Genomic DNA, 13,229 nt, shown 5'->3' on the forward strand with positions numbered 1-13,229 from the left:
TGCTCACGTGATCCGGGCCTCCCGTCCGTCGACCGGTTCCGGGTCGGTCACGTCGACCGGCCCCCGGTCGGTCACGCGGTGAGCGTCGCGAACCCTGACCGGTGCCAGACGAGCGGGCTGTGCGCGAAGTCCGACATGAGCCCGAGGACCCGCAGGACGACGATGTCGTGGTCGCCCGCCGGGTAGGTGTGCTCGACGGAGCACTCCATCCAGATCGGCGCCCCCTGCAGGAACACCGACCCCGTCTCGGAGACCGAGGTGTCCACCCCGACGAACCGCACGGACTTGTCCTTCGACGCGAGCTGGCGCGTCACCTGGGCGTGCCCTTCGCCGAGCACCGAGACGCCGATGGTCTCGGCGCCGCGCAGCACGGGCCAGGTCGAGGACGTGTGCTGCACCGCGAACATCACGAGGGGCGGGTCCTGCGAGACGCCGACCGTGAACGACGACGCGACGAGCACGGTGGGCTCGCCGTCGACGATCGCGGACAGGGCCGCCACACCGCACGGGAAGCCGGAGAAGGCCTCGCGGAGCGCGGAGAGGTCGGGGGCCTCGGTCGAGTACGGGCTGATCATGAGCGGGTTCCTTCCTGGAGGCTCGTGGCCGCACCGAGGACGACGTCGCGCCAGCGCGCGGTCCAGGCATCCGTCGACGCGGGCTCCGAGTAGTGCTTGTCGTTGAGGTACAGGGCGGGGGCGGGCACGGTCGCGCCGAGTTCGACGAGGACCGGCTTGAGGAAGACCTCGGGGGCGAGCGCGTGCGCTGGTCCGGCGCCGAGCATGAGCGGGACGGCGACGACCCCGGCGAGACCGTCAGCGGTGGCGAACTGGTCGAGGAACAGCTTGAGCACGCCGGTGTAGGTCGCCTTGTACGTGGGCGACGCGACCACGACGAGGTCCGAGGCGGCGGTGGTCCGCACGGCCTCGGCCACGCCCTCGTCGCCCCAGCCGAGGAGCCCCGCACCGAGCTCGACGACGTCGACGACGTGGTCGGGTGCACGACCGGTGAGGCGCTCGAGGACGACCGTCGCGGCGTCGAGGGTCCGCGAGGCCGGCTTCGGGTTGCCGACGACGACGGTGGTGATCATCCGGTGCGCTCCTGTGCTCGGGGTGGTGTGGTGGCGGTGTCCGCTGCGTGCAGTCCACTCCCGGCGCGTTTCGCCGTCGTGGCGCGTCGGTGTCGAGTCCGTTACGCCAGGGGCGTCGAGGTCGGTCCGCACGGAACGGCCTGGTCAGGACCCGGTCACCGGCGGTCCACGGCGGCAATGCGCCGGTCGCCGACCGCCGACTTGTGAGAGACGTGTTCCCGGAATCCGTCCGTCGCGGGTCCGCCGTGTTGCGCCCACCCGCCGCCGCCCCGGAACGGCGCCGATCCGCACATCGACGCGGGTCCGTGGCGCGGACGGGATCGCCGCGGGCGCGCGGTTCGCGGGTCCGTCCGGGCACCCCGGCACGGTGGCCTAACACCAGCGAAACAAATGCCTAACAGGACCGTTACCGCGCAGGCCCCTGCACGCTCGGCCGGGCCGTTACATTCGCATCAGCCCCACCGGAGCGGCCCCGTCCCACCGACGCCATCGCCGCCGGTGCAGCAGCACCCTCCCCGTGACCGGTCGTCCCACGCCGTCACGCCCACCCCGCGCCGCGGGGTGTTCGTCGTTCCCGCAGCACCCCCACCCGTCCCCGCACCACGTCCTGGAGGTCACCGACCGATGTCGTCCCCCGCACCGACCCGAACACGCTTCGCCCGCCCCGCGATCCTCGCCGCCGCCCTCAGCGGCGTCCTCGTCCTCTCCGCCTGCTCCGCCACGAGCACCGCGTCCACCGGCTCGAAGGACGACGCGGCCGGCGTGACCCACGCGACCAGGCAGATCACCGCCGCGAGCGTCGACCCCGAGTTCACGTTCGAGGGCAAGCCCTTCGACCTGTCGAAGATCGCCGGCAAGACCATCTTCAACATCCCGAACTCGTCCGCCGTCCCGTTCATCGTCTCCGTCGACGAGGCGGGCGAGGCGCTCGCGGAGCGGTACGGGGCGAAGTGGATCGAGTACACGAACCAGGGCACGCCGACCGAGCAGTCGGCCGGCATCGACCAGGCGATCAGCCGCAAGGCGGACATCATCGTCCTCGCACAGGGCGTCAACGGCGAACTGATCGTCCCGGCGCTGAAGCGGGCGAAGGCGGCGGGCATCCCGGTGCTGGTCAGCCACACCTACCAGACCGGGCAGGCGCTCCCGTCGCAGCTCCAGCCGCTCGTCGCCGCCCAGGTCACCGCGCCGTTCCACGAGGCCGCGAAGCTCAACGCCGACTGGGCCATCAAGGAGACCAAGGGCACGGGTGACGTCCTCATCATCACCTCCTCCGAGGTGCCGCCGTCGAACGGGATCGTCGAGGCCATGCAGGAGGAGTTCGACCAGTACTGCTCCGGCTGCACGGTGAAGGTCACGAACGTCCCGGTCGCCGACTGGGCGACGAAGATCTCGTCGACCGTGCAGTCCGCGATCCAGTCCGACCCGAACCTCGACTACGTGCTGCCGATCTACGACTCGATGGCGCTCTTCGTCGAGGCCGGCGTCACGGCAGCGGGCAAGACCGGCCAGGTGCACACGTCCTCGTACAACGGTACCCCGGCGGTCATGAAGATCCTGCAGCAGGGGAACGTCATGACGATGGACATCGGCGAGAACATGGAGTGGCTCGCCTACGCCACGATCGACCAGGCCGGTCGCGTGCTCACCGACACCCCGATCATCGAGGACGGCGACGAGCAGACGCCCCTCAAGGTCTTCACGAAGGACAACGTCGACGAGACGGGCACGCCGCCCGAGCCGAGCAAGGGCTACGGCGACGCCTACAAGACCGGGTACGAGAAGATCTGGGGCCCGGCGAAGTGACCGACACCCGGGAGGCACGCCTCGGCTCCGCAGCGTCCGCTGCGGCCGCCGGGGTCGGTGCGGACACCGCGCCCGTCCTGCGCATCAGCGGGCTCACCAAGCGCTTCGGCGGACTGACCGCCCTCGACGACGTCGACCTCGAGGTCCGTCCGGGCCAGGTGCACGCGCTGCTCGGCGAGAACGGGTCGGGCAAGTCCACCCTCATCAAGGTGCTCTCGGGCACCTACGCCCCGGACCCCGGGGCGACGATCGAGGTCCGCGGCGACCGACTCCCCCTCCCCGTGCCTCCCGGGCACTTCCGACGCGTCGGCATCAGCTTCGTCCACCAGGACCTCGCCCTCGTGCCGTCGCTCGGCGTGACCGAGAACCTCCGGCTCGCGTCCGTCGTGGCCGGCCGCGGACCGTTCGTCCGGTGGGGGGCCGAGCACCGCGCCGCCGCCGCCCTGTTCGAGCGGTACGGGGTCGACATCGACCCCCGTGCCCGGGTCGAAGCGCTCACGGACACGCAGAAGGCGCTCGTCGCCATCCTCCGCGCGGTCTCCGAGCTCGGCGACGAGCGGTCCCTCATCGTCCTCGACGAGCCGACGGTGTTCCTGCCGCCGGACGACGCCGACCTGCTCTTCCGGGTCGTCAAGGACCTCGTGTCCGACGGTCGGACGTCGGCGCTCCTGGTGTCGCACGACATGTCCGAGGTGCTCGAGTACGCGGACCGGGTCACGGTCCTGCGCGCCGGGCGGGTGCAAGCCCACCGCGACACCGCCACCACCACCGCGGACGAACTCGTGTCGCTCATCGTCGGCCGTGGCGTGGAGGGCCAGACGACCAGGGCCTCGCGCCCGGCCGCGACCGGCGACGCCGTCGTCCGGGTCCGCGACCTCACGGTCGGCCCGGTCGACGGGCTGTCCTTCGACGTCGCGGACGGCGAGGTCGTCGGCATCACCGGACTCGCCGGGTCCGGCGTCGAGGACGTCCTCCCCGGCCTCTACGGCGCCCGGACGGCGACCGGCACGCTGACCCTCGACGGCGCGACGACCGACCTGGCCCGCGCCACCCCGGCCGACTCGATCGCGCGGCACGTCGTGTACGTCCCGGCGGACCGCAAGCGCGAGGGCGGCGCCCTGACGCTCTCGGTCGAGCAGAACGTGACACTGCCGGTGCTCGGACGCCTCCGCGGGCTGCTCGGGCTCTCCCCGGCCCGCGAGCGGTCGCACGTCGCCGGCCTCGTCCGCGAGTACGACGTGCGGCCCGCCGACCCGGCCGCGCTGTTCGGGACGCTCTCCGGCGGCAACCAGCAGAAGGCCGTGCTCGCGAAGTGGATGCAGGACGACCCGCGCCTGGTCCTCCTGCAGGAGCCGACGCAGGGCATCGACGTCGGGGCCCGCGCGGCGATCTTCGCGATGCTCCGGCGCAGCGCGGACCAGGGCGTCTCGATCGTCTGCGCCTCCACCGACCACGACCAGCTCGCCCAGGTCTGCGATCGCGTGGTGGTCCTCGCCCACGGCCGCGTGCACGACGTGCTCACCGGCGACCGCATCGACCGCGACGTCATCGCGGCCGCGGTCGTCGCCAGCACCGTCGACCCTCCCACCCCCGTCGACTCCTCCCCCGTCAAGGAGAACGCCTGATGTCCACCACCGCCGAGCCCGTCCTCGAGACCGGCATCCCCCGCCCCGGCCGCCCGCGCTTCAGCTGGGGCCACACCGAGCGCTACGCCCTCCTCGGCGCATGGCTCGTCATCGTGATCGCGTTCAGCGTCGTGCTGCCCGACACCTACCCGACGCTCGGCAACCTGCAGAACATCCTCGGCTCGCAGTCGGTCCTGCTCATCCTGGCGCTCGGCTTCCTGTTCCCGCTGACGGCCGGCGAGTTCGACCTGTCGGGGGCGTCCACGATGTCGCTGTCGGCGATGACCATCGCGGTCCTCAACGCGCAGGCGGGCGTCCCGCTCGTGCCGGCCATCCTGGTCGGGCTCGTCATCGGCGTGGTCGTCGGCCTCGTGAACGGTCTGCTCACGGTGGCGTTCCGGATCGACTCGTTCATCGTGACGCTCGGCACGTCGACGTTCATGATCGGCCTGATCCAGTGGATGAGCGCCTCCTCCTCCGTGACCGGTGTCGACCCGGCCCTCGTGAACGCCACCGTGGGCTGGCGCGGTCTCGCGGGCCTGCCCCTCGCCTTCGTGTACGGGCTCGTCGCGACCGTCGTCGTGCTGATCGTCCTGAGCGCCACCCCCGTCGGCCGGCGCCTGCTCTTCGTCGGGACCGGCCGCACGGTCGCCGAGCTGTCCGGCCTGAACGTCCGACGGCTCCGGGTCGGCGCGTTCGTCGGCGCGGGCTTCACGGCCGCGGTCGCCGGGGTCGTCTACGCCGGCACGCTCGGCGGCGCCGACCCGTCCAGCGGACAGTCGTTCCTGCTCCCCGCGTTCGCCGCCTGCTACCTCGGCGCGACCGCCATCGTCCCCGGACGCTTCAACGCCGTCGGGACCTTCATCGCCGTCTACTTCCTGTTCTCCGGCGTCGTCGGACTGCAGATGCTCGGCGCCGACAACTTCGTCCAGCAGCTCTTCTACGGCGGCGCACTCATCGTGGCCGTCGCGGTCTCCCAGACGATCCGCCGGCACGCCGTCACGAGCGCCGCGAAGGCCGCCGCCAAGCGGTCCTGACCTCCGGCCCCTCCAGCCCTCCCCCATGACCACGACCCTCACCACAGAAAGCGAGTCCCCCATGGACATCGGCGTCTTCATCCCGATCGGCAGCAACGGCTGGCTCATCTCCACCGCCTCGCCGCAGTACAAGCCGTCGTTCGACCTGAACCTCGAGATCGTGCAGAAGGCCGAGTCGTACGGCTTCGACTTCGCGCTCTCGATGATCAAGCTCCGCGGGTTCGGCGGGCCGAGCGGCTTCTGGGACGAGAACCTGGAGTCCTTCACCCTGATGGCCGGGCTCGCCGCCCGCACGGAGCGCATCCGGCTCTTCGCCACGACCGCGGTGTTGACGATCCCGCCCGCGATCGCGGCTCGGATGGCCGCGACCGTCGACTCCATCTCGCACGGCCGGTTCGGACTCAACCTCGTCGCCGGGTGGCAGAAGGCCGAGTACGACCAGATGGGCCTGTGGCCGGGCGACGAGGTCCACTTCAAGCGCCGCTACGCGTACCAGACCGAGTACATGCAGGTGATGAAGGAGCTGTGGGAGACCGGTCGCAGCGACTTCCAGGGCGAGTACTTCCAGATGAACGACTGCCGGATGCTGCCGAAGCCGACGTCGCACATCCCGATCGTGTCCGCCGGGCAGTCGTCCCAGGGCATGGCGTTCGCTGCCGAGTACTCGGACTACAACTTCTCGATGGGCGTCGGCGTGAACACGCCGACCGCCTACGCCGAGCAGAACCAGGCACTCCTCGAGGCCCGGGCGAAGACCGGCCGCGACGTCGGCTCCTACGTGCTCTTCATGGTCATCGCCGACGAGACCGACGAGGCCGCGCAGGCGAAGTGGCAGGCGTACAGCGACGGCGTGGACGTCGAGGCGATCGCCTGGATGACCGGGCAGGCGCTCACCGACACCAACGGCGAGGAGGGCAACACCGCCAAGCGCATCTCCCTGCCCGAGGGCGCCGTGAACATGAACATGGGCACGCTCGTCGGCTCGTACGAGCACGTCGCGGCGATGCTCGACGAGGCCGCCGACGTCGAGGGCACGAAGGGCATCATGCTCGTGTTCGACGACTTCCTGCAGGGCATGGACGACTTCGGCAACCGCATCCAGCCGCTCATGCGCACCCGTGAGGGCGTCGCCTCCGTCGCACCGAGTGCGGTCACCGCATGACGACCGGCAGCACCGGGCCCGTCATCGAGGTCTCGATCGTGCAGGCCGGCGAGACGCCCGCCGACCACGGACTCGCCCTCGACGGACTCCTGGCCCTGTTCGAGCAGGCGGCCGACGGCGCCGACCTCGTCGTCTTCCCCGAGCTCGCGACCACGCCCTACTTCTGCGGCGTGCGCAACGACGACCGCAAGGCCTGGGCGCAGCCCGTACCCGGCCCCGCCACCGCCCGGTTCGCCGAGGCCGCCCGTCGCCTCGGCACCGCGGTCGCGTTCGGCCTCTACGAGGACGGCGGTGACGCGCTCTACAACAGCGCCGTCCTGATCGACGCCGACGGCAGCGTGGTGCACGGCACGGACGTGCACGGCGAGCGCGTGCCGACCTACCGCAAGACCTCGATCCCGAAGGAGGACCTCTCCGACGTCGACGAGAAGCACTACTTCGCGCCCGGTTCGGGTCCGGTCGTGTTCGACGCGCTCGGCACCCGGTTCGGGATGCTCATCTGCTACGACCGGAGCTTCCCGGAGTACTGGCTCGCCTCGCGCGCGGCCGGTGCTGAGGTGATGCTCGTCTTCGTCTCGTCGATGGGCTTCCGGGAGACCCTGTTCACCCAGGAGCTCCAGGTCCGGGCGATGGAGACGCAGGCATGGGTCGTCGCACCGAACCGCGGCGGACAGGAGACGCTCGACGGCAAGACCGTGAGCTACTTCGGCCGGTCGTCCGTCGTCACCCCGCGGGGCGCGCTCGTCGTCTCGGCTCCCGCCCACGAGGCCGGCCCGATCGTCCGCGCGACGATCGACGTGTCCGAGGTCGCCGCCGCCCGGACCGACTTCCCGCTCGGCCGCGACCGGCAGCCCGGCGTCTTCCGGTACCTCGCGGACGCCCACGCCCCGGCGGTGCCGGTGTGAGCGCGACGACCACCGCGCCCGACGTGTTCACGGTCGTGCGCGCGACGATCGCACCGGAGCTGGACCGGGCGCTGGCCGCGAGCCGCGCCCGGCCCCTCCCGGCGTCGCCGTCGTCGCTCGCCGCCGAGCCCGGGCACAGCCGCGCGCTGTTCACCCGGCTCCTGGAGGCGGTGACCACGGCCGCGCCCTCGACGGACCGCCCGACCACGGGCCAGGGAGCGCCGGCCGACACCACGCCGACGACGAGCTCCACCGCGGCGGACCCCGCCGGCGCCACGGTCACCGAGCTCCTCGCCGCCTACGCCGACGGCGCCACCACCCCCACGGCCGTCCTCGCAGCGCTCGCGCCGCTGTGGACGACCGACGCGGTGTGGTCGGACGCCGTCCTCCGGCTCGTGGCCGGTGCCGACGCGGCCGCCACCGAGTCGACCCGCCGCTGGGCCGAGGGCACCGCCCGGCCGCTCGAGGGCGTCCCGTTCGCGGTGAAGGACATCATCGACGTCGCCGACACCGTCGTGACGAGCGGTTCGCTCCAGACCGGCGACCGGGTCGCCCAGGCCGACGCCACGGTGACGGCACGGCTCCGGGCGGCCGGCGCGATCCCCGTCTTCATGGCGGCGACGACCGAGTTCGCCTGCGGCGGTCCGCACAACGCCCGCTACGGAGCCGTCCGCAACCCGTGGGACGCCGAGCGGTGGACAGGCGGCTCATCGACCGGGTCGGGCTCGGCGCTGGCGGCGCGGATCGTGCCCCTCGCGCTCGGGACCGACACCGGTGGGTCCATCCGGGTGCCGTCCGCGCTGTGCGGCACCACCGGCATCAAGCCCACGCACGGGCTCGTCCCGCGCACCGGGGTCACGAGCCTGTCCTGGACGCTCGACCACGTCGGGCCGATGGCCAGGAGCGCCGAGGACCTCGCGCTGGTGCTCGACGTGCTGGCCGGCGACGACGGCGCGGACCCGTCCACGTACCCGGCCGTCCCCGACCTCACCGCGGACCCGGCCCGGGTCGTCGGGATGCGCATCGGTGTGCCGCGGTCCTGGTTCACCGAGCGCGTCGACGCCGCCGTGCTCGCGGCACACGAGGCCGCGGTCGACCGGTTCCACGAGCTCGGGGCCGAGGTCGTCCCGATCGAGTTCGACGACCTCGAAACCGTCGACTCGGAGTGCTGGACGGTCTTCTACGGGGAGCTCGCCGCCAACCAGGAGGCGAACGCCGCGACCGCCGAACGCTTCGACGCCGGCACCCGGGCGCGCTTCGAGGTCGCCTTCACGCCGAGCGCCGCCGACTACCTCCGCGCACTGCGTCGGCGTCCGCTCGTGCAGGCCGCGATGGTGGCCCGGATGGACGAGGCCCGCGTCGACCTCGTGCTGACGCCCGGCATCGGTGCCACCGCCCCGCGGCTCGACGACCTGACGATGTCCGTCGACGGCGAGCGCCACAACCTGCACGAGGTCGTGCCGCGGAACACCCGCCTGTTCGACTACGTCGGCTTCCCGGCGCTGATGATGCCCGCGGGCGTCGCACCGGACGGCCTGCCCGTCGGCGTCCAGCTCGTCGGGCGTCCCTGGGCGGACGGCACGGTGCTGTCGGCCGCGGTCGCGTTCCAGCGCGCGACCGACCACCACCGCCGGGTCCCGCCGGTCTCCGCTTCGCGCTCCACCACCGCCTCCGCCCCGGGAGGGCCGTCCCATCCGTAGTCGCACCACCGACGAGGGCGCCGCCCGCCGCCGCGCCTGGCAGGTCCTGTGCGCGTCGAGCCTCAGCGTCGTCCTCGTCTTCATCTCCTCCAGCGCCCTGCTCGTCGCGCTCCCCGACGTCAGCGCGGACCTCGACGCGAGCGCCCTGCAGTCCAGCTGGGTCCTGCTGAGCTACATGCTCACGACGACGACGCTCATCCTCGTGCTCGGCCGGATCGCGGACCTCGTCGGTCGGCGGCGCCTGTACCTCGCCGGGATCCTCGTGTTCCTCGTCGCGTCGCTCGCGTGCGGCTTCGCCCCCGACGCCGCCGTCCTCATCGGCGCGCGGCTCGTGCAGGGCGTCGGCGCTGCCGCGATCGTCACGAACACGACGGCGCTGCTCACCGACGTGTTCCCGGAGTCGATCCTGTCGCTCGGCCTCGGGGTCAACGCGACGGTGGCCGCCGTCGGCCAGGTCGTCGGTCCGATCGTCGGCGGGCTCGTCGCCGAGTCCCTCGGGTGGCGGTGGATCTTCCTCGCGGGGGTGCCCGTCTCCCTCGCAGGGCTCCTCTGGTCGATCCGACTCGTCCCCCGCGTCGCACGCCCGAGGACCGGCGAGCGGCTCGACGTGCCCGGCGCAGTGCTGTCCGTCGCCGCGGTCGGGTTGCTCGTCGCCGCCGTGTCGACCGGCGGTTCGTCGGGCTGGAGCAGTCCCCCGGCCGTCGCGCCCGGCGTCGGAGCGGTCGTCCTCGGGTGGGTGTTCGTCCGGACGCAGCGCCGCGTCGCACATCCCCTGGTCGACCCGTCGATCTTCCGCGACCGTGCGACGATCACCCTGTTCTCCGCCGCGGGCCTCTGCGCCCTGTCCAGCTACGCCCTCGTCCTCCTCGCGTCCCTGACCTTCCAGGCCGTCTCCGGCAAGGACGCCGTCGAGGCCGCGCTCTGGGTGCTCCCGACCCCGATCGGCACGACCGTCGCCGCGGCGAGCGCCGGTGTCCTCGCCCGCCGGGTGCCCGCACGGACACTGTCGACCATCGGCATGCTGCTCATCGCCGTCGGCGCGGCGGTGCTCGCCGTGTCCCTCGCCGACGACGGGGCCTACGGGTGGACCGCGGTCGGCCTCGGCGCGGTCGGGGTCGGGACGGGCGTGTTCATGACGCCGAGCACCTCCGCGCTCATGGTGCGGGTGCCGGTGCACCGTCGCGGGATCGCCAACGCGATCCGCTCGGCGCTGCAGAACGCCGGATTCCTGTTCTCGACGGCGCTCGGCCTGGCCATCGCGACGAGCGGGCTCTCCGCGGCGCAGCAGTCCGCGGCGTACGACGGCAGCCTGCTCGCCCTCTCGACGGCGGAGGTCCAGGCGTTCGTCGACGGGGTCCGCTCGGCCGCGCTGACGTTCGCCGGCTGCGCGGCCCTCGGTGCGCTCATCGTCGCGTTCGGACCGTTCGGTCCACCCGACCGGGAGGCACCGGTCCGGCCCGACACGTCGGGTCCGGTCCCCGAGGCGGGAGCCTCCGGATGACCTCCTGTGCGGGCCGCTCCGCGACCACGCGGCGGACCGACGGCCGCCACGACGGCACCGAGCCGGGCCTCCAGACCGACCCCACCGGACCACACGACGGGAGCACGACCGCATGACCGACGACCACGAGGACTACGCAGCGGCCGGGTACACCGGCACGCTGGAGCCGGGACGGCGGGCGGCGCTCGTCGTCGTCGACCCGGTGACCGCCTACGTCGACCGGACGTGCGGGCTGTACGCCGGGGTGGAGGAGCCCGTGGACCGGATGCGGGAGCTCACCGCCGCGGCGCGGGCAGCCGGGGTGCACGTCGCCGTCACCACGATGGCGCTGTCCGCCGACGGCTCGAACGCGGGCGTGTTCTTCCGCAAGGTGCCCGCGCTCACGGCGTACCTGCCGGGGGCGCCGACGGGGGCGTTCATCGAGGGCCTCGCGCCGGAGCCCGGGGACACGCTCGTGCAGAAGCAGTACCCGAGCGCGTTCTTCGGGACCTCGCTGGCGGCGGAACTCGTCGCACGCGGCGTCGACACGCTCTTCATCGCCGGGCTGTCGACGAGCGGCTGCGTCCGTGCCACCGCCACCGACGCCATGCAGCACGGGTTCGTGCCGATCGTCGTCCGCGAGGCCGTCGGCGACCGGCTGCCGAGCGTCCACGAGGCGAACCTCTTCGACATCGCCGCGAAGATCGGCGAAGTGTGGCCGATGGACCGCGTGCTCGCGCACTGGAGCGTCTCGTGAGCGCCGTCGCCGCCGGCCCCGCCGTGCTCCGGGGCCGGCCCCGCGACGCGGGGGTCGACGAGGCCGTGCACGCCGCGTGTGTGGCGATCCTCGCGACCGGTGGTCCCGGTGCCTTCACGATCCGCGCGGTCGCAGCCGCCGCCGGGGTCGGTGCCGCCACGATCTACCGGCGGTGGTCCGGCCGGGACGTCCTGCTCACCGAGACGGTCATCCGGCTCATGGAGGAGTCGATCCCGACCGAGCTCGACGCCGCGATCGAGGACGGGGTGCTCGCCCTCACGCGCGGCTGGGTGCACGCGCTCGTCGCGACGCCGGTGGGTCGGGCCCTGCCGATCATCGTCGAGCTCGCCGCCCACCAACCCCGCGTGGCCGAGGCCGTCGCCGCATGGCACCTCGACCGACGGGTCCGCGTGAACGCGATGCTGCAGCGGGCGATGGACGCCGGTGACCTGCGGCCGGACGTCGACCTCGGCATCGCGGTCGACCTGCTCGGCGGTCCGACATTCTACCGGCGGGTGTTCGTGTCGCTCGACATCCAGGCGCCGGACTACGCGGTGCGGCTCGCGCGGGAGTTCCTACGGTGGGCCGGGTGGACCGGGGACCTCGCACGAGTGGGGGCGGCCTCGTGACCGACAGCCTGGAGGTGGCCTCGTGACCGACACCGTGCCCGAGCCCGGACTCGACGAGCCCGTGGACCGCCGTCCCACTCCGCCCTGGACCGACATGGGCGTCGGCGACGTCCGACCCGGGCACTGGATCGGCTTCAACCGCCGGTCCGACGCCGCACGTCAGGTATCGGACCTCATCCGCGCCGACATCGTCGCCGGACGCTTCGCGGGGCCGCTCCCCTACGAGTGGGAGCTGCTCGACCTGTACGGCACGACGCGGAACGTCCTCCGTGCAGCCCTCACCCTGCTGAAGGAGCAGCGGCTCATCACCCGTGCTCCCCGGTCCGGGACCTTCGGCGTCCGCCCGGTCGCGTCCGTGAGCCTCGCACGCACGACCGAGGAGGTCACGATCTACGGCGAGACCGCTGGCGGGAGCATCTTCGACTCGCCCCGGTTGAGCATCGTGCACCTCTGCGTCCAGCTCGTCCCCGCGCCGGAGACCGTCCGGCGGAACCTCGAGATGACCGGCACGTCGGCGTACTTCGTCGAGAGCCTCATCTCGTTCGACGGGGAGCCGAGCCGGGTCCGGACGAGCTGGGTGCCGCAGGAGCGCTTCCCGGGCCTCGTGTCCGAGCCGCTCACCGCGTACGTGCCCGACGTCCTGGTGCGCCGGAGCGGCGAGCGGCCGGTCGCACGCCGGCTGCTGCTCAGCACGGTGAACGCCGACCAGTGGACGGCCGACCTGCTCGACATCGACCCCGGGCAGGCGATCTTCCACATCGAGCGGCTGATGTGCCTGGCCGACGGGACCCCGGTGGAGTACGGGTTCTCGCGGTACCGGGGGGACCGGGCGGTCATCGACTCGCGGGTGGTGTGAGGGCGCGCCCCACGGCTGGTGCCACAGTGGCCGGACGGGAGGCCGGACCACCCGAGCGGGTCTGCTCACGTGCTCCGGGCCTCCACTCCGAGGTGTGCCCAGGTAGAGCCCTCCCCGTCCGGCAGACTCGACCCGCGGAGTTCTCGTGGTGGGCGTGGTCCGGCCTCGTGGCCATCGCACTGGCA

General features: G+C 72.7%; 12 protein-coding genes. 10 read left to right on the forward strand and 2 right to left on the reverse strand.

The features are described 5' to 3' along the window. Positions 1 to 71: 71 nt before the first annotated feature. Together IEY20_RS15155 and IEY20_RS15160 are read right to left on the reverse strand one after the other, a co-directional pair. Positions 72 to 575 carry a flavin reductase family protein gene (locus tag IEY20_RS15155; RefSeq protein WP_175327540.1) on the reverse strand — a complete coding sequence of 168 codons (504 nt, stop codon included), beginning with the start codon at positions 573 to 575 and terminating at the stop codon, positions 72 to 74. Further along, entirely contained in the window at positions 572 to 1,087 is a 516-nt protein-coding gene (locus IEY20_RS15160) for an NADPH-dependent FMN reductase (RefSeq protein ID WP_175327541.1), read from the reverse strand. The genes IEY20_RS15155 and IEY20_RS15160 overlap by 4 nt, the downstream gene beginning before the upstream one ends. A gap of 624 nt (positions 1,088 to 1,711) precedes the next feature. On the opposite strand from IEY20_RS15160, the gene IEY20_RS15165 reads away from it, so the two are divergent. The 10 genes from IEY20_RS15165 to IEY20_RS15210 all read left to right on the forward strand — a co-directional run bounded on the left by IEY20_RS15165 (position 1,712) and on the right by IEY20_RS15210 (position 13,044). Then, a complete protein-coding gene (locus IEY20_RS15165; protein ID WP_175327542.1) occupies positions 1,712 to 2,893 on the forward strand; it encodes a sugar ABC transporter substrate-binding protein in 1,182 nt (393 codons plus the stop codon). Beyond that, a complete protein-coding gene (locus IEY20_RS15170; protein ID WP_175327543.1) occupies positions 2,890 to 4,518 on the forward strand; it encodes a sugar ABC transporter ATP-binding protein in 1,629 nt (542 codons plus the stop codon). The genes IEY20_RS15165 and IEY20_RS15170 overlap by 4 nt, the downstream gene beginning before the upstream one ends. Further along, positions 4,518 to 5,555 (forward strand): ABC transporter permease, encoded by a 1,038-nt coding sequence (locus IEY20_RS15175; protein WP_022903906.1) that lies wholly within the window; start codon positions 4,518 to 4,520, stop codon positions 5,553 to 5,555. The genes IEY20_RS15170 and IEY20_RS15175 overlap by 1 nt, the downstream gene beginning before the upstream one ends. Before the next feature lie 25 nt (positions 5,556 to 5,580). Then, a complete protein-coding gene (rutA, locus tag IEY20_RS15180; RefSeq protein WP_229728096.1) occupies positions 5,581 to 6,717 on the forward strand; it encodes a pyrimidine utilization protein A in 1,137 nt (378 codons plus the stop codon). Continuing rightward, entirely contained in the window at positions 6,714 to 7,622 is a 909-nt protein-coding gene (locus IEY20_RS15185; RefSeq protein WP_175327544.1) for a carbon-nitrogen hydrolase family protein, read from the forward strand. The genes rutA and IEY20_RS15185 overlap by 4 nt, the downstream gene beginning before the upstream one ends. Beyond that, entirely contained in the window at positions 7,619 to 9,322 is a 1,704-nt protein-coding gene (locus IEY20_RS15190; protein ID WP_175327545.1) for an amidase, read from the forward strand. Before IEY20_RS15185 ends, IEY20_RS15190 begins: the two co-directional genes overlap by 4 nt. Positions 9,323 to 9,368: 46 nt before the next feature. Next, the gene (locus IEY20_RS15195) at positions 9,369 to 10,823 is read left to right on the forward strand and encodes an MFS transporter (RefSeq protein WP_268239170.1); all 1,455 of its coding nucleotides are present in this window, start codon (positions 9,369 to 9,371) and stop codon (positions 10,821 to 10,823) included. A 112-nt stretch (positions 10,824 to 10,935) separates the two neighbouring features. Next, the gene (locus IEY20_RS15200; RefSeq protein ID WP_175327546.1) at positions 10,936 to 11,559 is read left to right on the forward strand and encodes an isochorismatase family protein; all 624 of its coding nucleotides are present in this window, start codon (positions 10,936 to 10,938) and stop codon (positions 11,557 to 11,559) included. Further along, entirely contained in the window at positions 11,556 to 12,188 is a 633-nt protein-coding gene (locus tag IEY20_RS15205) for a TetR/AcrR family transcriptional regulator (RefSeq protein ID WP_175327547.1), read from the forward strand. The genes IEY20_RS15200 and IEY20_RS15205 overlap by 4 nt, the downstream gene beginning before the upstream one ends. Positions 12,189 to 12,210: 22 nt before the next feature. Beyond that, positions 12,211 to 13,044, forward strand: a complete 834-nt coding sequence (locus IEY20_RS15210; RefSeq protein WP_175327548.1) for a GntR family transcriptional regulator — start codon at positions 12,211 to 12,213, stop codon at positions 13,042 to 13,044. Positions 13,045 to 13,229 lie beyond the last annotated feature (185 nt).

The organism is Curtobacterium luteum, assembly GCF_014646995.1.
In the GTDB taxonomy this organism is placed as follows: domain Bacteria; phylum Actinomycetota; class Actinomycetes; order Actinomycetales; family Microbacteriaceae; genus Curtobacterium; species Curtobacterium luteum.

Excerpts from the sequence above, each read along its gene's own strand:
- IEY20_RS15155 (WP_175327540.1), bottom strand. The coding sequence starts at position 575 with ATGATCAGCCCGTACTCGACCGAGGCCCCCGACCTCTCCGCGCTCCGC.
- IEY20_RS15160 (WP_175327541.1), bottom strand. The coding sequence starts at position 1,087 with ATGATCACCACCGTCGTCGTCGGCAACCCGAAGCCGGCCTCGCGGACC.
- IEY20_RS15165 (WP_175327542.1), top strand. The coding sequence starts at position 1,712 with ATGTCGTCCCCCGCACCGACCCGAACACGCTTCGCCCGCCCCGCGATC.
- IEY20_RS15175 (WP_022903906.1), top strand. The coding sequence starts at position 4,518 with ATGTCCACCACCGCCGAGCCCGTCCTCGAGACCGGCATCCCCCGCCCC.
- rutA (WP_229728096.1), top strand. The coding sequence starts at position 5,581 with ATGACCACGACCCTCACCACAGAAAGCGAGTCCCCCATGGACATCGGC.
- IEY20_RS15185 (WP_175327544.1), top strand. The coding sequence starts at position 6,714 with ATGACGACCGGCAGCACCGGGCCCGTCATCGAGGTCTCGATCGTGCAG.
- IEY20_RS15200 (WP_175327546.1), top strand. The coding sequence starts at position 10,936 with ATGACCGACGACCACGAGGACTACGCAGCGGCCGGGTACACCGGCACG.